The organism is Klenkia brasiliensis (assembly GCF_900100695.1).
Classification (GTDB): Bacteria; Actinomycetota; Actinomycetes; order Mycobacteriales; family Geodermatophilaceae; genus Klenkia; species Klenkia brasiliensis.
This window is the reverse complement of the sequence record NZ_FNCF01000004.1, coordinates 453,385-474,084: the sequence shown is the minus strand read 5'-3', so window position 1 is coordinate 474,084 and position 20,700 is coordinate 453,385. Positions and strand designations below refer to the sequence as shown.

Here is a 20,700-nt window from a genome sequence, read left to right as displayed (position 1 = left end):
GTGCACGGGGTGCAGGCCCCCCGATCCTCGCACTCCCCGCTGTCTACTCCGGGGGTCCGACAGAGTCGCGCTGGTCTCCCCGCGTGTCCCGGTCCCGGCCCGCGCGGGGCGCCAGCGGGGGCAGCGCGGCGGTGGGCACGAGCAGGAACCGCAGGTCGACCGCGGCGTGCAGCAGGACCGGCAGCAGCAGCGACCCGGTCTGCAGGTAGAGCGCGGCGAACACCCCGCCGAGCACGCCGGTGAGCAGCACCCCGCCCACGCCCTGGTAGGCGTGCGCGGCGCCGAAGGCGACCGCCGCCACGACGACCAGCACCCCCGACGGCAGCCCGGGGACGACGGCGGCGACCACGGCGAGGAAGAAGCCGCGGTAGAGCCACTCCTCGCACACCCCCGCGGTGACCCCGACGACGGCGAACAGCCGCCGCTCGGCCGCCGACCGGGGCAGCAGCGCCACCGTCGACTGCACCGGGGGCTCCCCGTGCCGGCCGGTGGGCGGGGGTGCCGCGTCGGCCAGCGCGCCCGAGCGCAGCGCCCGGGTGGACACCACCACGAAGGCCACCAGCAGCAGGCAGGCCGCCGAGGTGAGCCAGCCAGGCCAGGCCTGCGGCCAGCGCAGCCCGACCTGCCCGGCGTCGACGTCCGGGGCGGCGAGGAAGACCACCAGGGCCAGCAGGGACAGACCCCACTCCAGGACCAGCAGGCGCAGGTAGAACGACCGGCGGGCACGGGCGTCGGTGCGCATCCGGTCCTCGAACCGGCGGTGCAGGACGTGCCCGACGACCGGCTCGCCGACGACCAGGTACCCGGCGACGACGACCGCGGCGAAGGCCGCCGGACCGAGGTCGGCGAGGGAGTCTGGCAGGCCGGTCACTTCGGGAGGGCGCTCAGGCCTCGGCGCGCAGCCGGTCCAGCGCACCGGTGAGGTCGGCGGGGTAGCTGCTGGTGAACTCCACCCAGTGGCCGTCGGCGGGGTGGGCGAAGCCCAACCGCACCGCGTGCAGCCACTGCCGGGACACCCCGAGCCGGGCGGCCAGCGTGGGGTCGGCGCCGTAGGCCATGTCGCCGACCAGCGGGTGGCGCATGGCGGAGAAGTGCACCCGGATCTGGTGGGTGCGGCCGGTCTCGAGCTTCACGTCGACCAGCGAGGCGGCCCGGAAGGCCTCGAGGGTGTCGTAGTGGGTGACCGAGGGCCGGCCGGTGCTGACGACGGCGAACCGCCAGTCGTGCTTGGGGTGCCGGTCGATCGGGGCGTCGATGGTGCCCCGCGACGGGTCCGGGTGGCCCTGCACCAGGGCGTGGTAGCCCTTGTCGACGGTGCGCTCCTTGAACGCCTGCTTGAGCAGGGTGTAGGCGCGCTCGCTCTTGGCGACGACCATCAGCCCGGTGGTGGCGGCGTCGAGCCGGTGCACGATGCCCCGGCGCTCCTCGGCGCCGCTGGTGGAGATGCGGTAGCCGGCCGCGGCCAGGCCGCCCACCACGGTGGGCCCGTCCCAGCCCGGGCTGCCGTGCGCGGCGACCCCGACCGGCTTGTCGACGACCAGGACGTCGTCGTCGTCGTGCACCACGGCCATGCCCTCGACCGCCTGCGGCGGGGCGGGCTCGCCCGGCGGCGGGGGCAGCTCGACCTCCAGCCAGCTGCCCGCGGTCAGCCGGTCGCCCTTGCTGCGGGCCCGGCCGTCGACCAGCACCCGGCCCTCGTCGGCGAGGTCGGCGGCGGCGCCGCGGGACAGCCCGAACAGCCGGGACAGCGCCTGGTCGACCCGCTGGCCCTCCAGGCCGTCGGGCACCGGGAGCTCACGGCGCAGGCTGGCGGTCACCCCGCCATTGTGACCGACGGTCAGTCGGTCCCCGCGCGCTTCCGGTCCCCGCCGCCGCGGGACCCGTCGAACTCGATGCCCCGCACGGCCAGCACCGCGCCCAGGATGCCGCCGCACACGATGGCGGAGTCCGCGACGTTGAAGATCGGCCACACCCGGCCGTAGGGGTCGAACAGGGAGAAGAAGTCCACGACCCCGCCGCGCAGGAACCCGGGGTCGCGGAAGACGCGGTCGACCAGGTTGCCCAGCGCCCCGCCGAGCACCAGGCCCAGCGCCACGGCCCAGCCCGTGGAGAACAGCCGGCGCGCGGCCCGCACGATGACCACCACGACGACCGCGGCGATGAGGCTGAACACCACCGTGGCGCCCTCGGCGAAGGAGAACGCGGCACCGGTGTTGCGGGCCTCGGTGAGGTAGAGCGCCCCGCCCAGCAGCCGCAGCGGCTCGCGGTCGGACAGCGTGGCCACCACGACCAGCTTGGTGACCAGGTCCAGGGCCAGGATGCCGGCGGCCAGGCCGACCAGCAGCGCCGTGCGCGGACGACGGTGGCCGACCTCGCTGGTCGGGCCGGCGGGCTCGGACGGGCGGTCGACTTCCTCGGGCACGCGACGACGGTACCGAGCCGACCTGGGCGAACCGCCCACCAGCGGGGTCGGGCACCCGATGGGAGCATGGCGAGGGTCACACCGCCCGGGTGGGGTGCGCCGCCCGCGGTGGGACGACGATGGACCGCAGCGGTGACCCCGCTCCCCTGAACGCAGCGCGCGGCAACGACCGCCGCGCGCGACCACCAGGAAGGCCCGACCAGCCCCGTGACCAGCGCCGAGAACACCGCGCCGGGCGAGTACGCCCACCCCGTCGTCCCCGACACGTCGCGCCCCGACGTCGTCCTGGTCGGGGGCGGGGTGATGAGCGCGACGCTGGCCGCCCTGCTGGGGATCGTGGCCCCGCACTGGTCGATCACGCTGTTCGAGGCCGGTGACCGGGTCGCCGCGGAGAGCTCCGACGGCTGGAACAACGCGGGCACCGGGCACTCGGCGCTGTGCGAGCTGAACTACACACCGGCGGGCAAGGACGGCACGGTCGACGCGACCAAGGCCAACTCGATCAACGAGCAGTTCCAGCTGTCCCGGCAGTTCTGGTCGCACCTGGTGCGTTCGGGGCTCACCGACTCGCCCAAGCACTTCATCACCCCGGTGCCGCACATCAGCTTCGTGCACGGCGAGGAGGGCCAGCGCTACATGCGGGCCCGGCACGCCGCGCTGACCGCCTCGCCGCTGTTCGCCGAGCTGGAGCTGACCACCTCCCAGGACGAGCTGGCGCAGTGGGTGCCGCTGATGATGGAGGGCCGCGACCCCGCGCAGCCGGTCGCCGCCACGCGCTCCACCGCCGGCACCGACGTCGACTTCGGGTCGCTGACCCGGCTGCTGCTGGACCAGGCCACCGCCCGCGGCGTCGCCGTGCACACCGGCACCAGCGTGCAGGGCCTCGAGCGCACCACCGACGGCCGCTGGAAGGTCAGCGCCCGCCACCACGCCAGCGGCCAGGAGTTCACCGTCAACGCCGGCTTCGTGTTCGTCGGCGCCGGCGGCGGTGCGCTGCCGCTGCTGCAGCGCGCCGAGATCCCCGAGATCAAGGGCTTCGGCGGGTTCCCGGTGTCCGGGCTGTTCCTGCGCTCGACCAACGAGGCGCTGGCCGCCCGCCACCAGGCCAAGGTCTACGGCCAGGCCGCCGTCGGCGCCCCGCCGATGTCGGTGCCGCACCTGGACCTGCGGCTCATCGAGGGCAAGCAGTCGCTGCTGTTCGGCCCCTACGCCGGCTTCTCGCCCAAGTTCCTCAAGGCCGGGTCGTGGCTTGACCTGCCCAAGTCGGTACGCCTGGGCAACATCGGCTCGATGCTCGGTGTCGCCCGCACCCAGACCGCGCTCACCCGCTACCTCATCGGCCAGGTGCTGCAGCGCCCCTCGGACCGCATCGAGGCCCTCGAGGAGTTCGTGCCCACCGCCGACGGCGACGACTGGGAGATGATCCACGCCGGCCAGCGCGTGCAGGTCATCAAGCAGGACGACAAGGGCCGCGGCGTCCTGCAGTTCGGCACGGAGCTCGTCGTCGGCGGCGAGGGCACCATCGCCGGCCTGCTGGGTGCCTCCCCCGGCGCGTCCACCGCGGTGGCCGCGATGCTGGACCTGCTGCGCCGCTGCTTCCCCGACCGGCACGCCGAGTGGGAGCCGCTGCTGCGCGAGGCCATCCCCTCCTACGGCCGCGTGCTCGCCGACGACCCGGCACTGTTCGCCGAGGTGCGCGAGGAGACCACCCGCACGCTGGAGCTCACCGGGCCCGTGGAGCTCGCCGGCGCCCGCTGAGCGGCAGCACCGCCGCGGCCGCGGTCGCAGCCGCGGCGGCGCCCAGGGCGACCGGCGTCCCCGCGTCCAGCAGCGCGGCGGTCGCCGGGGCCCCGGCTGCCTGACCCAGCAGCAGGGCCACGAAGAAGACGGAGACCGCGGCCGCGGGGGTGCGCGACACCTGTCCCGCCCAGGCGATCAGCGCCGTGGTCGCCGTGGTGAACCCCAGGCCGAAGACCAGCGCGGCGAGCACGGGCACCGCCCCGCGCGGCGGCAGGGCCCAGGCCAGGACGGCGACGGCGGTGAGCGCGGCCGACGCCGACCACGCCGGCACCGGGCCGGCCCGCAGCAGCAGCGGGCCGGCCACCGCGGCGCCCGTGGCACCGACGCCGAGACAGACCCACACCCACAGCGCGGGGCGCTCGCCCAGCCCGCCGTCCTGCAGCACCGTGCGGCCGTGGGTCCACACCGCCGCGCTGCCGGCGCCGAGCAGACCCGCCGCGAGCACCGGCAGCACCCACCGCCGGCCCGCGTCCGCCCGTGGCGCGCGCGCCGCCGCACCGCCCCCGCGCGCGGCCACCAGCACGACCACGGTCACCACGGCGGTGCCCGCGGCCGCGGCGGTCCAGGCGACCTGCCACCGCTCGACCAGCATCGCGAGCAGCCCGGCCACGACCAGCCCCGGGCCGGTGCCCGCGTTCACCACCGCCTGCGCCCGCGGCTCCGCCGGGCCCGCCACCGCGCGGCGGACGAGGACCACCAGGCCCGGCGAGGCCGCACCGGCCCCGGCGCTGCCGAGCACCGCCGCGGCGGCGAACACCGCCGCGGAGCCCGCCGTCCCCACCCCGGCCGCGCCCAGCACGGCGACCGCACCCGCCCCGGCCACGACCGTCCGCGGACGCCGCTCCGCGTGCAGGAACGCCAGCGCCGCGGCCAGGCAGTAGGCCACCGACGTGCCGCCGGCGACCAGGCCGACCGCCGCGGTGGACAGCCCCAGGTCGCGCTGGGCGTCCGGGGCGCTCAACCCGACGGCGTAGCGGACCAACCCGTAGGTGCAGGCGACCAACGCGGTGCCGGCCGCCACGAGGACGACCGAACGAAACGACCGTTTCACAGAACGATCGTTACAGTGACCGGGTGACCCCGCGACCCGGTGCCCGGCAACGGCTGCTGGACGCCGCCGAGGAGCTCTTCGCCTCCGGCGGCTTCGCCGGCACGCCGGTCGACGCGGTGCTGGCCCGCGCCGGGGTCGCGCCCGCCACGCTGTACGCGCACTTCGGCAGCAAGACCGGCCTGCAGGCCGCCGCGCTCGCCGCCCGGCTCCGCCGGTGGGACGACGTCTGGTCCGCCGCGGTGGCCGCCGCGCCCGACGACCGGGCCCGGCTGCTGGCGGTGTTCGACGCGCTGGACGCGTTCGGCACCGGGGGGACGCCGTCCCGCTGGTGCGCCTTCCTCGACGCCGCGGCCGGCGCCCCCGCCGACGACGGCACCGCCGTGGCCGCACTGGCCGAGGACACCGCCCTGCTGCGGGGTCGGCTGCGCGAGCTGGCCGCCCCCGTGGCCGGCGAGGACGCCGCCGAGCTCGCCGAGCACCTGCTCGTCGTGGTCACCGGGGCGCTGGCGATGGCGCTGCGCACCGACCCGGCACGTGCCACCGCGCAGGGCCGGGCGACCGCCGCAGCGCTGGTGGACCGCTGGCGCTAGTCGACCTCGGTCGGCCGACCCGTCTCGCCCCGCCAGGTGGCCAGCCGGCCGGCCCGGCTGACCGCCCGCAGCCGGCGCTCGGCCTCGGCCCGCGAGGCGCGCGCGGACACCAGCAGCGCCTGGTCCCCGCGCATCAGCCGGGTGTCGGCGTCGGGCACGAAGGGCTTGCCGTCGCGCACGACGAGGACGACGGCGGCGTCCTCGGGGAGCCGCAGCTCGGGCAGGTACACCCCGTGCAGCCGGGAACCCGGCGGCACGGTGAGCTGCATCAGCTCGGCGCCCAGCTCGTCCAGCGGGGCCGACTCCACGTCGATGTCGCGCGGGGTGACCGGGGTGGCGATCCGCAGCAGCCGGGCCACCGCCGGCAGCGAGCCGCCCTGCACGACGGTGAACACGACGACCAGCACGAAGACGATGTCGAACACCCGGGTCGCCCCGGGCACGGCGGCCGCGATCGGGAAGGTGGCCAGCACGATCGGCACCGCGCCGCGCAGCCCGGCCCAGGAGATGAACGCCTGCTGGGGCCAGGGCACCCGGAACCAGGTCAGGCTGGCCACCACCGACAGCGGCCGGGCGACCAGCAGCAGCGCGAGGCCGACCACGAGCGCCTCGGGGACCACGTCGAGCAGCCGCCCGGGGCTGGCCAGCAGGCCCAGCAGCACGAACAGCCCGATCTGGGCCAGGGTGGCCATGCCCTCGGCGAACCCGATGGTGCCGGCGCGGTGCGGCAGCGGGGCGTTGCCCAGCACGAGCCCGGCCAGGTAGACCGCCACGAACCCCGACGTGTGCACCAGGTCGGCCGAGGCGAAGGCGAGCACGCACAGCGCGAGGGTGGCCAGCGGGTAGAAGCCGGCCAGGGGCAGCGCGACCCGGCGCAGCAGCCACGCCCCGCCGAACCCGACGGCCACGCCGATGACCGACCCGCCGGCCAGCTCGCCGACGACCTCGACCGCGGTGACCCACCAGGGCGCGGTCTCCCCGCCGGCCAGCCGCTCGGAGAGCACCAGCACCAGCAGGATGACCGGGGCGTCGTTGAGGCCGGACTCCATCTCCAGGGACGCCGCCATGCGCCGCGGCAGCGGCAGCCGGCGCAGCGTGGCGAACACGGCGGCGGCGTCGGTGGAGCTGACCACCGCGCCCAGCAGCAGCGCGTCGGTCCAGCCGAACCCGAGCAGCCAGACCGCGACCGCGGCGGTGGCGGCCACCGAGACCAGCACCCCGACCGTGGCCAGGGTCAGCCCGGGGCCGACCGCGCGCCGGACGTCGGACCACCGGGTGGTCAGCCCGCCCTCGGCCAGGATGACCACGAGCGCGGCCACGCCGAGGGTCTGCGTGAGGTCGACGTCGGAGAACTGGATCCCCAGCCCGTCCTCCCCCAGCCCGACGCCGAGGGCGAGGTAGAGCAGCAGCGCGGGCAGGCCGAGCCGGTCGGACAGCCGCAGCGCGACGGCGGCGGTGAGCACCACGAGGGCGCCGACGGCGAGGGCGACGGTCACCGTCGTCGACATCAGCGGCTCCCCACCCGGCCAGTCTCCCGCAGGCGGGTGACGTTGGGGTCAATGCGGTGTTCCCGGGCTGGGATGATGGACGCGTGAGCAGCCCGACCTCCCCCTTCCGCCCCCTCCCCGCCCAGGTGGACCTGCCGGCCCTCGAGCACGAGGTGCTCGACCAGTGGGCCGAGGAGAAGGTGTTCGCGCGCTCGCTGGAGGCCTCCGCCGGGCGTCCGCAGTGGACGTTCTACGAGGGCCCGCCCACCGCCAACGGCCGCCCGGGCACCCACCACATCGAGGCGCGCGCCTTCAAGGACGTCTTCCCGCGCTTCAAGACCATGCAGGGCTTCTCGGTGCCCCGCCGGGCCGGCTGGGACTGCCACGGCCTGCCGGTGGAGATCGCGGTGGAGAAGGAGCTGGGCTTCAACGGCAAGCCCGACATCGAGGCCTACGGCATCGCCGAGTTCAACGCCCGCTGCCGGGAGTCGGTGGAGCGGCACGTGGCCGACTTCTCCGAGCTCACCGACCGGATGGGCTACTGGGTCGACATGTCGACCGCGTACTGGACGATGAACCCCGAGTACGTGGAGAGCGTGTGGTGGTCGCTGAAGACCATCTTCGACAAGGGCCTGCTCACCGAGGACCACCGCGTCGCCCCCTACTGCCCGCGCTGCGGCACCGGCCTGTCCGACCACGAGGTCGCCCAGGGGTACGAGACGGTCACCGACCCCTCCGTGTACGTCTCGCTGCCGATCACCAGCGGCGAGTGGGCCGGCCGGGCCGACCTGCTGGTCTGGACGACGACGCCGTGGACGCTGCCGTCGAACACCGCGGTGGCCGTCCACCCCGACACCACCTACCTGGTGGTGCGCGCCGAGCACGACGGGCGGGAGCGCACCGTCGTGGTCGCCGAGCCGCTGGTGGCCGCCGTCCTCGGGGCCGACGTGCCCTACGAGGTGCTGGCCACCACCACCGGCCGCGACTGGGAGCGGGTGCACTACCAGCGGCCCTTCTCCCTCGTCGAGTTCCCCGAGGGCGACGCGCACTACGTGCTGCTCGCCGACTACGTGACCACCGACTCCGGCACCGGCCTGGTGCACCAGTCCCCCGCGTTCGGCGCCGAGGACCTGGCGGTCTGCCGCGCCTACGGCCTGCCGGTGGTGAACCCGGTGGACGCCACCGGCCACTTCACCGCCGACGTCCCCCTGGTCGGCGGGCACTTCTTCAAGGCCGCGGACCCCACGCTGGTGCAGGACCTGGCCGACCGGGGCGTGCTGTGGCGCGAGCAGCGCTACGAGCACCCCTACCCGCACTGCTGGCGCTGCCACACGCCGCTGATGTACTACGCCCAGCCGTCCTGGTACATCCGCACCAGCGCGGTGAAGGACCAGCTGCTGGCCGAGAACGAGGCCACCCGCTGGCACCCGGAGAACGTGCAGTGGGGCCGCTACGGCGACTGGCTGCACAACAACGTCGACTGGGCGCTGTCGCGCGACCGGTACTGGGGCACGCCCCTGCCGATCTGGCGCAACGAGCTCGACCCGCAGCACCTGGTCGCCGTCGGGTCGCTGGCCGAGCTGTCGGAGCTGACCGGCCGCGACCTGTCCGACCTCGACCCGCACCGGCCCTTCATCGACGACGTCGTCTTCACCCTGCCCGGCGTCGAGGGCGAGTTCCGCCGGGTCCGGCAGGTCATCGACGCCTGGTACGACTCCGGCTCGATGCCCTTCGCGCAGTGGGGTGCCCCGCACCGGAACAAGGAGGCCTTCGAGGCGGCCTACCCGGCCCAGTTCATCGCCGAGGCGATCGACCAGACCCGCGGCTGGTTCTACACGCTCATGGCCGTGGGCACCCTGGTGTTCGGGAAGTCCTCCTACGAGGACGTGCTGTGCCTGGGCCACATCCTGGCCGAGGACGGCCGCAAGATGAGCAAGCACCTGGGCAACATCCTGGAGCCCATCCCGCTGATGGACCGGCACGGCGCCGACGCCGTCCGCTGGTTCATGCTGGCCGGCGGCTCGCCGTGGCAGGCCCGCCGGGTGGGCCACGAGACGCTGTCCGAGGTCGTCCGCAAGGTCCTGCTGACCTACTGGAACACCGCCTCCTTCTTCACCCTGTACGCCTCGACCAACGGCTGGGACCCGGCCTCCTCCCCCGCCCCGGCGGCGGCGGACCGGCCGCTGCTGGACCGCTGGGCCCTGGCGTCGCTGGCCACCGTCACCGACGGCGTGACGAAGGCGCTGGAGGAGTTCGACACCCAGACCGCGGGCAGGCTGCTGGCGGCGTTCGTCGACGACCTGTCCAACTGGTACGTCCGGCGCTCCCGCCGCCGGTTCTGGGACGGCGACCCGGCCGCGCTGGGCACGCTGCACGAGGTGCTCGACGGCCTGACCCGGCTGATGGCGCCGTTCACCCCGTTCGTCACCGAGCGGGTGTGGCGCGAGGTGGTCGCACCGGGCCTGGTCGACGCCCCCGACTCCGTGCACCTCTCCTCGTGGCCCGCGGTCGACGAGGCTGCGCGCGACGACCGGCTGGTCGAGCAGATGGACGTCGTCCGGCGGCTGGTGGAGCTGGGCCGCTCGGCCCGGACGTCGGCCAAGGTGCGCACCCGCCAGCCGCTGGCCCGCGCACTGGTGGCCGCCCCGGGCTGGGGCGAGCTGCCGCGGGACCTGGTCGCCGAGGTGGCCGAGGAGCTCAACGTCGCCGAGCTCGCGCCGGTCGCCGAGGCCGGCGGGGACCTGGTCGACGTCAGCGTGAAGATCGACTTCCGGGCCGTCGGGCGGCGGATGGGCAAGCAGGTGCAGGCGGTCGCGAAGGCCGTCGCCACGCAGGACCCCACCGCCCTGGTGGCGGCCTACCGCGCCGGCTCGGCGACGGTGGCCGTGGACGGCGCCGACGTCCCCCTCGAGGACGGCGACCTGGTGGTCACCGAGACCCCGCGGGAGGGCTGGACCGTGGCGTCCGGCGGCGGGCTCACCGTCGCCCTGGACCTCACCCTGACCCCGGAGCTGGAGCGGGCCGGGCTGGTCCGCGAGGTGGTCCGGCTGGTGCAGGACGCCCGCAAGGCCGCCGGGTTCGAGGTCAGCGACCGGATCGAGCTGTGGTGGACCGCCGAGGGCCAGCTGGCGCAGGCGCTCACCGAGGCCACCGACCAGCTGGCGGCCGAGGTGCTGGCGACGTCGGTGCACGCCGGCGGCGCGGGTGCGGGCGAGGGCGTGGAGACCCCCGCCGGCGGCCGCATCTGGGTCGCCCGCGCCTGACCCCGCGTCCGGCCGGCCGGCTGGTGCGGGTCAGGAGCGGGCGGCGGCGCGGCGCCGGCGCTCGGCGTCGGCCAGGCTGCGGTCCGGGCGGCAGATGCCGCAGGCGGTGAACCCGTCGCCCTTGGCCTCGTTCAGCGGCAGGCCGAACGTCTCCTGGCCCTCGGTCACCGCGCACCCCTCGAGGTGGTACCGCGGGTGCTCGTCGACGACGAAGACCTCGTCGACCAGGTCGATCACGATGAGCAGGTCGGTGACGACGACGTCCTCCTCGACCGGCTCGCCGTCCTCCCCCAGCACGATGGGCCGGACGACGGCGTGCGTGCCGGTGCCGGGCCCGTCGGCGGCCGCGCGGGCAGCAGGGGCGGCCGGCGCGGGGGCGTCCCCGGACGGGCCGTCGCTCTCGTCGCGGGCGTGCTGCCCGCTGGCGGCGGGGACGGCCGCGGCCGGCGTCGCCAGGACCGGCACCGCGTCACCGGCCGGCACGGCGCCGTCGACGGGCTCCGCGCCCCCGGTCGGCACCTCGTCGTCGGTCGGGACGTCGTCCTGGTTCGACGGATCGTCCTCGCTCGGCACGCGGTCCGCGGTCGGCACGGGGTCCGCGGTCGGCACGGGGGCCTCGGTCGGCACGGCGTCGTCGGCGGGCGTCGCGTGCGCCGACCGCGAGGAGCGCAGCTCGGCCAGCTCGGCCCGCAGCGCGGCGATCTCCGCGGAGACGGGCTCCGCGGCACCGGCTCCGGCGGCGGGCCCGGCCGTCGGGGCGGGCCCGCCGACGGCGCGCGCGGCCGGCGCGGCCGCCGTCGCCCGGACAGCGACGGGCTCGGCCTCCGCGGGAGCCGCTCCGGCCTCCGCACGAGCCGTCCCGGGGTCCACGGAGGCGGCGCGGCGGCGCTGGACCGACTGCACGACCAGCGCGGCGGCGGCCAGGGCGCTCACGCCCACCGACCCCCACAGCATGCTGGTCTGCCCGTTGCCCAGGCCGCCGACCAGCAGCGCGCCCGCGACGAGGATGAGCAACCCGGCCAGCACGATCACCGCCGGAGCGTAACCGGCACCACACGACGGAGCCCCCGCAGACCGTGTCTGCGGGGGCTCCGGGGTGGTGCGGGGTGGATCAGGCGCCGGCGTGGGTGTTCTGCCGGGCGTTGGACGCCGGCTCGGCCGAGCCGCGGCTGTCCAGGTCACGCAGGTGCGACTCGAGGTAGGAGCGCAGCCGGGTGCGGTACTCGCGCTCGAAGGTGCGCAGCTCCTCGATCTTGCGCTCGAGGCTGGAGCGCTTCTCCTCCAGCGAGCCCATGACCTCGACGTGCTTGCGCTCGGCCTCCTGGTCCAGCGCGGTGGCCTTGGCGCGTGCCTCGCGCTCCATCGTGTCGGCCCGGGTGCGGGCGTCGCCGACCATCGCGTCGGCGCGCTGCTTGGCCTCGGCGAGCTGCTGCTCGCTCTTGGCCCGGGCGTCGGCCAGCATCCGGTCGCTGTTGGTCTTGGCGCTGCCGACCAGCTGGTCGGCCTGCTGCTTGGCCTCGTTGACGTACCGGTCGGCGGTCTCGGTGGCCAGGGTCAGCATCCGGGAGGCGCGCACGCCGTCGTCCTCGCGGGACTGCACCGGGACCGGCGGGGCCGCCGCGGCGACCGGCTCGGCCGGGCGCTCCTCGGTGCGGGAGCCGCCGCCGTTGCTGCGGAGCTCGTTGTTCTCCTCGATCAGCCGGGCCAGCTCGGCCTCGACCACGTCGAGGAAGGCGTCGACCTCGTCCTCGTCGTAGCCACGCTTGCCGATCGGCGGCTTCTTGAAGACGACGTTGTGCACATCGGCGGGCGTCAGTGGCATCGGGTCACCTCGGGTCGGACGGGAGGAACAGGGCGCAGTCTCCACGGGCGGCGCGTGGCCGCGACCGCGGGACCGCTCCTTCGGACGGCAGAACTGGTCACGCGGTGGCAGCCAGTGAATCCACGATGCTGCGCAGGATGAGCACAGCGATCAGGAGCACCATAAACCCGAGGTCCAACCTGATGCTCCCCAGGTTCAACGGCGGGATGACCTTGCGCACCGCCTTCAGCGGAGGGTCGGTCGCGGCGTACACGACCTCGAGCCCGGCAGCGACGGCACCCGAGGGGCGCCAGCTGCGGGCCAGCACCATCACCCAGTCCACCACGAAGCGGGCGAACAGCAGGATCAGGAAGATCAGCAGGACCGATGACACGATCTGCAGGAGAAGGGACACGGTCCTCGCTCGTTCGGGGCTGGGCAGACGCGGGGCCGCCGGCAGCCGGTGATCAGGGCTGGCTGAGGAACCCGCCCTCGCGGATGCGGGCCTTGTCCTCGGCGGTCACGTCGGTGCCGGCCGGGGAGAGCAGGAACACCTTGGCCGTGACCCGCTCGATACTACCGTGCAGGCCGAACGACAGGCCCGCCGCGAAGTCGACCAGCCGCTTGGCGTCGGCGTCCTCGATCTCGGACAGGTTCATCAGCACGGCGTCGCCGTCGCGGAAGCGCTCGCCGATGGTGCGCGCCTCGTTGTAGGTCTGCGGCACCAGCGTGGTGATCCGGTAGGCCTTGGGCGCCACGACGGGGGCGGCGACCGGCGGGGCCACCGGGGCGGCCACCGGGGGCGCCGGGGCGGGCTCGGGGTCGCGCAGGGCGGCGGCGGTGGCCCCGACCGGGCCGGAGGTCGCGGTGCCCGACACCGGGGAGGACCCGACCCGGCTGCTGCCGGTCCGCGGGCCGACGGTGGCGGGCGCGGCGAGGTCGAGCCGGCGCGGGCCGGTGCGGCGCGGCAGCGGGGCCTCCGCCACCGGCGCGGGCTCGTCGAGGGCCAGCTCCTCCGAGGGGTACTCCTCCGACGGGTACGCCGAGTCGTAGGACTCGTAGCGGCTGTCGTAGTAGTCGTCCCGGCGGTCACCGCGGTGGTCGCCGGCGTACCGGTCGCGCCGGTCGGGGCGGTCGTCGTGGTCGGACTGCCGCGCGTCGTAGCGCCCGTAGGCGGCGCGCGTCTCGTCGTCCTCGACGAGTCCGAGGTAGATGCCCATCTTGCGCATGGCGCCGGCCATCCCAGGGCCCCTCTCTGTGCTGGTCGTCATCCGTGACTCGTGGGACCGGTGTGACTCATGGTCCCGCCCCGGAGGCTAGGGGCCGCGGGCCGAACAACGCGGTTCCGACACGCACCACCGTGGCGCCGGCGGCGACGGCCTCCTCCAGGTCCCCGCTCATGCCGGCCGAGAGCTCGACGGCGCCCGGGTGGTCGCGGCGCACCCGCTCGGCGAGCGCGGCCAGGCGGGCGAAGGCGGGGCCGGGCTCCTCGCCCCGGGGCGCGACCGCCATCAGCCCGCGCAGCCGGAGCGCGGACTGCTCGGCCACCGCGTCGGCGAGCTCCGGCGCCAGCGCGGCGGCCACTCCCCCGCGGGCGGCGGCCTCGCCCCCGGGCCCGCCCAGGTCGACCTGGACGAACACCTCGGTCACCGTCCCGGCCCGCTCGGCGACCCCGGCCAGGCGCTCGACCAGCGACACCCGGTCCACCGACTGCACGACGGCGCCGGCGCCGACCACCGCGGTGGCCTTGTTGCGCTGCAGCTGGCCCACCAGGTGCCACCGCAGGTCCAGGTGCGCGAGCTCCTCGGCCTTGGCCACGAGCTCCTGCACCTTGTTCTCCGCGAACTCCCGCTGGCCGAGCGCGGCCAGGGTGGCCACGTCGTCGGCGGTGCGGGTCTTGCTCACCGCGAGCAGCCGCACCGTGGCGGGGTCCCGGCCGGCCGCCCGGGCGGCGTCCTCGATCCGCCGCTGCACCGCGGCGTAGGACTCCGCGAGGTCGCTCACGCCGGGTCCAGCCAGACCACGCCCGCCTGCCGGCCGGTCACGCCGTCGCGGCGGTGGGAGAACAGCCGCCGGTCCTCCACGGTGCACCGCGGGTCCTGCACGACCTGCCCCACCCCGGCGCCGCGCAGCACCTGGGTGAGCCCGGCCCGCAGGTCGAGGGCGGGGGTGCCGGTGCGGGAGCGGACGGCGGCGTCGGGGGCGACCCGGGCGACCTGCACCTGCATGGCCCGGGGCACCTCGTAGTCCAGCCCGCAGACCGCCGGGCCGAGCAGGGCCTGCACGTCGGCCGGCCGCGAGCCCAGGTCGGCCATCGCGGCCAGCGCGGCGGGCACGACGCCCGCCCGGACGCCCTCCCGGCCGGCGTGCACCGCGGCCACCACCCCGGCGACGGGGTCGGCCAGCAGCACCGGCACGCAGTCGGCGACCAGCACGCACAGCACGAGCCCGGGGACGGCGGTGACCAGTGCGTCCACCTGCGGCGGCGCGCCGGTCGCCCGCCCGGTGACGACCTCGACGCCGGTGCCGTGCACCTGGTCCATCCAGACCAGGTCGGCGGCGTCCACCCCGAGCTCGCGGGCCAGCCGCTCCCGGTTGGCGGCGACGTCGGCCGGGTCATCCCCGACGTGGCCGCCCAGGTTGAACGCGTCGTACGGGGACGACGAACGGCCGCCCCGCCGGTCGGTCACCACCCGCCGGGGGCGGGGGGACCGGGCCGGCGGGGCGGCCGGATCGCGTGGAGCCACTGCTTACTGCGAGCGCAGGAACTCGGGGATGTCGAGCTCCTCCTCGAAGTCGTCCGAGGACAGCGGACGGCGACCGCCGGCGACCGGACCGGGCACCGGGGGCAGCGGCGGCACGGAGATGCCGCCGCCCTGGGCCACCGGCCGGGCCGGGGCCTGCTGCGCGCCGGCGGGCGGGCCGGACACCAGCCGCTCGCCGGTCTGCCGCGGGGCCGGCTGCGGGGCCGGCTGGACCGGACGGGCCTGCGCGGGCACCGAGGCGGCCCCCGCGGCGGACGCCGGTGCGGCCTCCACCTTGCGGCCGGTGCCGCTGGGCTTGCCGCCGTCGAACCCGGCCGCGATCACGGTGACCCGCACCTCGTCGCCCAGGGCGTCGTCGATGACGGCGCCGAAGATGATGTTGGCGTCGGCGTGCGCGGCGTCGGAGACCAGCGAGGCGGCCTCGTTGATCTCGAACAGGCCGAGGTCCGAGCCGCCGGAGATCGACAGCAGGACGCCGTGGGCGCCCTCCATCGAGGCCTCCAGCAGCGGCGAGGCGATCGCCTGCTCGGCCGCCAGCAGCGCGCGGTTGTCCCCGCGGGCGCTGCCGATGCCCATGAGCGCCGACCCGGCCCCGGACATGACCGACTTGACGTCGGCGAAGTCCAGGTTGATCAGACCGGGCGTGGTGATCAGGTCGGTGATGCCCTGCACACCGGACAGCAGCACCTGGTCGGCGGTGCGGAAGGCGTCCATCACGGACACGTTCCGGTCGCCGAGCTGGAGCAGCCGGTCGTTCGGGATGACGATGAGCGTGTCGCACTCGTTGCGCAGCTCGTCGATGCCCGACTCGGCCTGCACGGCCCGCCGCTTGCCCTCGAAGGAGAACGGGCGGGTGACCACGCCGATGGTCAGCGCGCCGAGCTTGCGGGCGATGGACGCCACGACGGGCGCGCCACCGGTGCCGGTGCCACCTCCCTCGCCGGCCGTCACGAAGACCATGTCGGCGCCCTTGAGCACCTCTTCGATCTCCTCGCGGTGGTCCTCGGCGGCCTGCCGGCCCACGTCGGGCTGGGCGCCGGCGCCCAGGCCGCGGGTGAGCTCACGGCCGACGTCGAGCTTGACGTCGGCGTCGCTCATCAGCAACGCCTGCGCGTCGGTGTTGATGGCGATGAACTCGACCCCCTTGAGGCCGACCTCGATCATCCTGTTCACCGCGTTCACGCCGCCGCCGCCGATGCCGACGACCTTGATGACCGCGAGGTAGTTGTGCGGAGGTGTCATGCTGCGCTCCCCAACTGGACCCTCATCCTCAGGTTAAGCCTTATAGTTATGTCACCTAGGGCGATGGGGGCGACGCTAGGGGCGCGGATTGCCCGACGCCAGCACCCTCCGGCGCAGCGGCGTGTCGGCCCCGCGGTCCCCGTCCGCCCCCTCGGACCCGTACGTCACACGGGCCTCACCCGTGGTGACGACCCGCCCCGTCAGCGTCTCATCCCGGGGTCGAGGCACGCGCGGCGGGCCCGTGGCGCAGAACCTGACGAAGGTTTCCGGCCCGGGCGTGTCGCATCAGCCGCGCGGCACCCGGCCCAGGAGGAAGAACTCCGGGTTCGGCGGGATGGCGGCCCAGTGCGCCAGCCGGTTGCTCATCGCGAAGAACGACACGATCGCGCCCAGGTCCCACAGGTCGTCCTCGGTGAGCCCGTGGCCGCGGAGGGTGTCCAGGTCGGCCGGGACGACGGCGGCCGGGTCGGTGGCCAGCCGGACGGCGACCTCGAGCACCGCGTGCATGCGGGGCCCGACCGGCGCCTTGCGCCAGTCGACGGCGACCTGGTCCGCCAGGTAGGGGTCACGGGCCCGGATGCGGGCGATCGCGCCGTGGGCCACCACGCAGTACAGGCAGTCGTTGGCCGCGCTGGTGGCCACGACGACCACCTCGCGCTCGGCCTGCGACAGCCCCGGGGTGTCCTTGTCCATCAGGGCGTCGTGGTGGGCGAAGAAGGCCCGCGCCTCGTCGGGCCGGTGGGCCAGCGCGGCGAACACGTTGGGCAGGAACCCCGACTTCTCCTCCACGGCGTCGTAGCGCTCGCGCAGGTCGTCGGGCAGGGCGGCGCGGTCGGCCACCTCGAAGCGGGACACGGGCTGGGGCTCGGGCATGTGGCCCACCCAACACCGGTCAGCGCAGGACGACCTGGTCGGGCGAGCTGACGTCGACCTGGGTGGCCGGGTCCAGGCCGCCGGCGGCCACCTGGTCCAGGACGGCGGCGAGGACCTCGGCCTTGCGGTCGGCCTGCGAGGCGTCGCCCCACAGCACCGTGGTGCCGTCGGCGAGGGTGAGCGTGACGTCGTCCGGGGTGGTGGCCGCGACATCGGTCACCTGGTCGCGCACCGAACCGGGCAGGGAGACGATCGCGGCCAGCGCGGCGGCGGTGGCCCGGTCGTCGGGACCGGGGTCGGCGACCGACAGCGGCACCGTGCCCGCCGGCGGGTCACCGGTGATCGTGCCGAACAGGGTGCCGCCGGCGTCGACCAGCGAGCGGGTGCCGCCCTCGGTGACCACGGCCACCGCGACCCGCTCCCGCAGGGTCACCACGACGCGGTCGGGCCAGCCCCGGGTCACCTCGGCGTCGGCCACCTGCGGCAGTGCGGCCACCCGGGCGGCCGCGCGGCCGGTGTCCACCCGCACCAGCGGCGTCCCGACCGCCACGCCCGCGGCGTCGCGGACCTGGTCGGCCGACAGGGTGACCGCGCCGTCGACCTGCACGGTCCGCACGGCCAGCACGGGGCTGGCCAGCACCACCCAGGCGAGCACCGCGGCGAGCACGACCACCGTGCCGGCGACCAGCAACCGCCGGCGCCGGGGGTCCAGCTGCCGGCGGGTGCGCAGCCGGGTCACCCCGCCGGCGCCCGCCCCCCGGCCGGGCCGCTCCCGGCGAGCACCCCGGGTGCGGTCCCGGGTGGTGCTCCCCGTCCGCGGCACGGCTCAGCCCACCCCGTCGGTGCGCTCGCGCTCGGCCAGGGCGGTGAGGATCTCCGGGCCGACCTGGACGACGTCACCGGCGCCCATGGTGAGCAGCAGGTCCCCGGGCCGGGCCCGGTCGGCCATGGCCCCGGCGGCCGCCGACCAGGAGGGCTCGAAGGCCACCGCGCCGGCCGGCAGCGGCACCGCGTCGGCCACCAGCGCGCCGGTGACGCCGGGCACCGGGTCCTCGCGGGCGCCGTAGACGTCCATCACCACGACCTCGTCGGCCAGCCCGAGGGCCTCCCCGAAACCGGCCGCGAACTCGGCGGTGCGGCTGTAGAGGTGCGGCTGGAAGAGCACGACCAGCCGGCCCTCCCCCACCACCGACCGGGCGGCGCGCAGCTGCGCGGCCACCTCGGTGGGGTGGTGGGCGTAGTCGTCGTAGACCCGCACACCGGCCGCGGTGCCCTTGAGCTCGAAGCGGCGGTGCACGCCGCCGAAGCGGGCCAGCCCGCCCATCAGCCCGCTGGCCGGGAAACCCAGCTCCAGGCCGGCCAGCAGCGCCGCGGCGCTGTTGAGCGCCATGTGCTCCCCGGGCAGCCGCAGGGTGACCCGGCCCAGCACGGCGCCGCGGTGCACCGCCGTCCAGCTGGTGCCGGCCGGCCCGACCTCCAGGTCGCGGACCTCCAGGTCGACGTCGCCGGTGCGGCCGTAGGTCAGCACCCGCGCGCCGGAGGTGGGCACCCCGGCCAGCCGGGCGGACCCGGGGTCGTCGGCGCAGAGCACCACGAACCCGGCCGGGTCGACCGTGGTGAGGAAGCGCTCGAAGGCGGCCTCCACGGCGGCCAGGTCGCCGTAGTTGTCCAGGTGGTCGGCCTCGACGTTGGTCACGATGCCGGCGAAGGGCGCCAGCAGCAGGAAGGACCGGTCGCTCTCGTCGGCCTCGGCCACGAACACGTCGCCGGCGCCGTCGTGGGCGTTGGAGCCGGACTCGTTGAGGTCACCGCCGATGGCGAAGGACGGGTCGGCGCCGCAGGCCTGCACCGCGACGGTGAGCATCGACGTGGTCGACGTCTTGCCGTGGGTGCCGGCCACGGCGACGCTGCGCCGGCCGGCCATGACCGCGGCCAGCGCGACCGCGCGGGGCAGCACGCGCAGGCCCCGCTCGCGGGCGGCGACCAGCTCGGGGTTGTCCGGGCGGATGGCCGTGGACACCACCACGGTCGCGGCGTCCCCGAGGTGCTCGGCGGCGTGGCCGACCTCGGTGCGCGCGCCGAGGGCGGCCAGCGCGGCCGTGGTCGGGGTCTGCTTGCGGTCGCTGCCGGACACGGACACCCCGCGGGCCAGCAGGATCCGGGCGATGCCGCTCATGCCGGCCCCGCCGATGCCCACGAAGTGCACGGCGCCGAGCTCGTCGAGCGCCGGCACGGGGTCGCGCCAGGCGGCGACGTCGGCGGCGCTCATGCCCGCACCACCGAGAGCGTCAGGTCGGCCAACCGCTCGTCGGCGTCGGGGACGCCGGCGGCCGCGGCGTGCCGGGTCAGCTCGGCGAGGCGGGCGGGGTCGGTGAGCACGGGCACCAGGGTGGCCGACACCCAGTCGGCCGACAGCTCGGCGTCCTCGACCAGGAGCCCACCGCCGGCCTGCACCACCGGCAGGGCGTTGCGGCGCTGCTCGCCGTTGCCGATCGGCAACGGCACGAAGGCACCGGGCAGACCCACCGCCGAGAGCTCGGCGACGCTGACCGCCCCGGACCGGCACAGGGCCAGGTCGGCGGCGGCGTAGGCCAGGTCCATCCGCTCGAGGTAGTCCACGACCACGTACGGCGGGTCGCCGGCGGGGACGGCCACCTCGGTGTTCTTCGGCCCCCGCGCGTGCAGCACCTGCACGCCGGCGGCCCGCAGGGCCCCCGCCGCGCCGGTCGCGGCGGTGTTGAGCGAGCGGGCGCCCTGGGAGCCGCCGAAGACCAGCAGGGTCGGCCGGTCGGGGTCCAGGCCGAAGTGCGCCCGCGCCTGCGCCCGCAGCGCGGCCCGGTCCAGCCCGGTGATGGCGGGGCGCAGCGGCATGCCCACGTGCACCGCGTGCGGCAGCGGCGTGCCGGGGGTGGTGACGGCGACCGCGGCGGCGAGCCGGGCCCCGACGCGGTTGGCCAGGCCGGGCAGCGGGTTCTGCTCGTGCACCACGACGGGGACGCCGGCGCGGCGGGCCGCGAGGTAGGCGGGCAGGGCGACGTAGCCACCGAACCCGACCACCACGTCGGCCTCGAGCTCGGCCAGCAGCGCGCGGGTGTCGGCGACGGCGCGGCGGACCCGGCCGGGCACCCGCAGCAGGTCCGGGGTGGGCCGGCGGGGCAGCGGCACCGGCGGGATGAGCCGCAGCTGGTGCCCGCGGGCGGGCACCAGCCGGGTCTCCATGCCGCGGGCGGTGCCCAGGCAGGTGACCCGCGGGGCGCCGCCGGGGGCGCCGGTGCGGCGGACGAGGGCGTCGGCGAGGGCCAGCATGGGCTCGATGTGCCCGCCGGTGCCGCCGCCGGCCAGCACGACGCTGACCGGCCGGGTGCGGGCGGACGGAGGGGGTGGCGCAGAGGTCACGGGGTCAGTC

19 protein-coding genes are annotated in these 20,700 nt (G+C 76.0%); 3 read left to right on the top strand and 16 right to left on the bottom strand.

Annotated features, from left to right (window positions below; genetic code table 11):
• Positions 1–43 precede the first annotated feature (43 nt).
• The 3 genes from BLT39_RS14190 to lspA are packed head-to-tail and all read right to left on the bottom strand — an operon-like array spanning position 44 to position 2,422.
• Entirely contained in the window at positions 44–871 is an 828-nt protein-coding gene (locus BLT39_RS14190) for a CPBP family intramembrane glutamic endopeptidase (protein ID WP_091064357.1), read from the bottom strand.
• A 13-nt stretch (positions 872–884) separates the two neighbouring features.
• Positions 885–1,817, bottom strand: coding sequence for an RluA family pseudouridine synthase (locus BLT39_RS14185; protein WP_207507969.1), 933 nt, complete (start codon positions 1,815–1,817; stop codon positions 885–887).
• 20 nt (positions 1,818–1,837) lie between these two features.
• Positions 1,838–2,422 (bottom strand): signal peptidase II, encoded by a 585-nt coding sequence (gene lspA / locus BLT39_RS14180; RefSeq protein ID WP_242658407.1) that lies wholly within the window; start codon positions 2,420–2,422, stop codon positions 1,838–1,840.
• A gap of 207 nt (positions 2,423–2,629) precedes the next feature.
• Between lspA and BLT39_RS14175 the strand changes: the two genes are divergently transcribed.
• A complete protein-coding gene (locus BLT39_RS14175) occupies positions 2,630–4,180 on the top strand; it encodes a malate:quinone oxidoreductase (RefSeq protein ID WP_091064353.1) in 1,551 nt (516 codons plus the stop codon).
• On the opposite strand, the gene BLT39_RS14170 is transcribed toward BLT39_RS14175, so the two are convergent.
• Positions 4,146–5,243 (bottom strand): MFS transporter, encoded by a 1,098-nt coding sequence (locus BLT39_RS14170; RefSeq protein WP_165640274.1) that lies wholly within the window; start codon positions 5,241–5,243, stop codon positions 4,146–4,148. The genes BLT39_RS14175 and BLT39_RS14170 overlap by 35 nt on opposite strands.
• 53 nt (positions 5,244–5,296) lie before the next feature.
• Between BLT39_RS14170 and BLT39_RS14165 the strand changes: the two genes are divergently transcribed.
• Positions 5,297–5,863, top strand: a complete 567-nt coding sequence (locus tag BLT39_RS14165) for a TetR/AcrR family transcriptional regulator (RefSeq protein ID WP_091064347.1) — start codon at positions 5,297–5,299, stop codon at positions 5,861–5,863.
• Here the strand turns inward: BLT39_RS14165 and BLT39_RS14160 are convergent.
• Positions 5,860–7,371, bottom strand: coding sequence for a potassium/proton antiporter (locus BLT39_RS14160; RefSeq protein WP_091064344.1), 1,512 nt, complete (start codon positions 7,369–7,371; stop codon positions 5,860–5,862). The two genes, BLT39_RS14165 and BLT39_RS14160, sit on opposite strands and share 4 nt — an antisense overlap.
• An 83-nt stretch (positions 7,372–7,454) precedes the next feature.
• Between BLT39_RS14160 and ileS the strand changes: the two genes are divergently transcribed.
• Entirely contained in the window at positions 7,455–10,613 is a 3,159-nt protein-coding gene (gene ileS, locus BLT39_RS14155; RefSeq protein ID WP_091064340.1) for an isoleucine--tRNA ligase, read from the top strand.
• Positions 10,614–10,643: 30 nt separating this feature from the next.
• Here ileS and BLT39_RS14150 read toward each other — a convergent pair whose 3' ends face one another.
• The 11 genes from BLT39_RS14150 to murG form a co-directional block, all read right to left on the bottom strand.
• Positions 10,644–11,645, bottom strand: coding sequence for a hypothetical protein (locus tag BLT39_RS14150; RefSeq protein WP_091064337.1), 1,002 nt, complete (start codon positions 11,643–11,645; stop codon positions 10,644–10,646).
• Positions 11,646–11,724: 79 nt separating this feature from the next.
• Complete coding sequence (locus BLT39_RS14145) at positions 11,725–12,435, bottom strand: DivIVA domain-containing protein (protein ID WP_091064334.1); 711 nt, start codon at positions 12,433–12,435, stop codon at positions 11,725–11,727.
• Between the two features lie 97 nt (positions 12,436–12,532).
• Positions 12,533–12,829: a YggT family protein gene (locus BLT39_RS14140; protein WP_091064330.1), complete on the bottom strand. Its 297-nt coding sequence runs from the start codon at positions 12,827–12,829 to the stop codon at positions 12,533–12,535.
• 52 nt (positions 12,830–12,881) lie between these two features.
• Positions 12,882–13,655: a cell division protein SepF gene (locus BLT39_RS23360; RefSeq protein ID WP_091064326.1), complete on the bottom strand. Its 774-nt coding sequence runs from the start codon at positions 13,653–13,655 to the stop codon at positions 12,882–12,884.
• Positions 13,656–13,710: 55 nt separating this feature from the next.
• Positions 13,711–14,418: a YggS family pyridoxal phosphate-dependent enzyme gene (locus BLT39_RS14130; protein ID WP_091064323.1), complete on the bottom strand. Its 708-nt coding sequence runs from the start codon at positions 14,416–14,418 to the stop codon at positions 13,711–13,713.
• Positions 14,415–15,104: a peptidoglycan editing factor PgeF gene (gene pgeF, locus BLT39_RS14125; protein ID WP_242658406.1), complete on the bottom strand. Its 690-nt coding sequence runs from the start codon at positions 15,102–15,104 to the stop codon at positions 14,415–14,417. Before pgeF ends, BLT39_RS14130 begins: the two co-directional genes overlap by 4 nt.
• Before the next feature lie 60 nt (positions 15,105–15,164).
• Positions 15,165–16,421 (bottom strand): cell division protein FtsZ, encoded by a 1,257-nt coding sequence (ftsZ, locus tag BLT39_RS14120; protein WP_091064315.1) that lies wholly within the window; start codon positions 16,419–16,421, stop codon positions 15,165–15,167.
• Positions 16,422–16,706: 285 nt separating this feature from the next.
• A complete protein-coding gene (locus BLT39_RS14115) occupies positions 16,707–17,294 on the bottom strand; it encodes a peroxidase-related enzyme (protein WP_091064312.1) in 588 nt (195 codons plus the stop codon).
• A gap of 19 nt (positions 17,295–17,313) precedes the next feature.
• Entirely contained in the window at positions 17,314–18,117 is an 804-nt protein-coding gene (locus tag BLT39_RS14110; RefSeq protein WP_091064309.1) for a cell division protein FtsQ/DivIB, read from the bottom strand.
• A gap of 3 nt (positions 18,118–18,120) precedes the next feature.
• Positions 18,121–19,563 carry a UDP-N-acetylmuramate--L-alanine ligase gene (gene murC, locus BLT39_RS14105; RefSeq protein ID WP_091064307.1) on the bottom strand — a complete coding sequence of 481 codons (1,443 nt, stop codon included), beginning with the start codon at positions 19,561–19,563 and terminating at the stop codon, positions 18,121–18,123.
• Positions 19,560–20,690 (bottom strand): undecaprenyldiphospho-muramoylpentapeptide beta-N-acetylglucosaminyltransferase, encoded by a 1,131-nt coding sequence (gene murG / locus BLT39_RS14100; RefSeq protein WP_091064304.1) that lies wholly within the window; start codon positions 20,688–20,690, stop codon positions 19,560–19,562. The genes murC and murG overlap by 4 nt, the downstream gene beginning before the upstream one ends.
• Positions 20,691–20,700 lie beyond the last annotated feature (10 nt).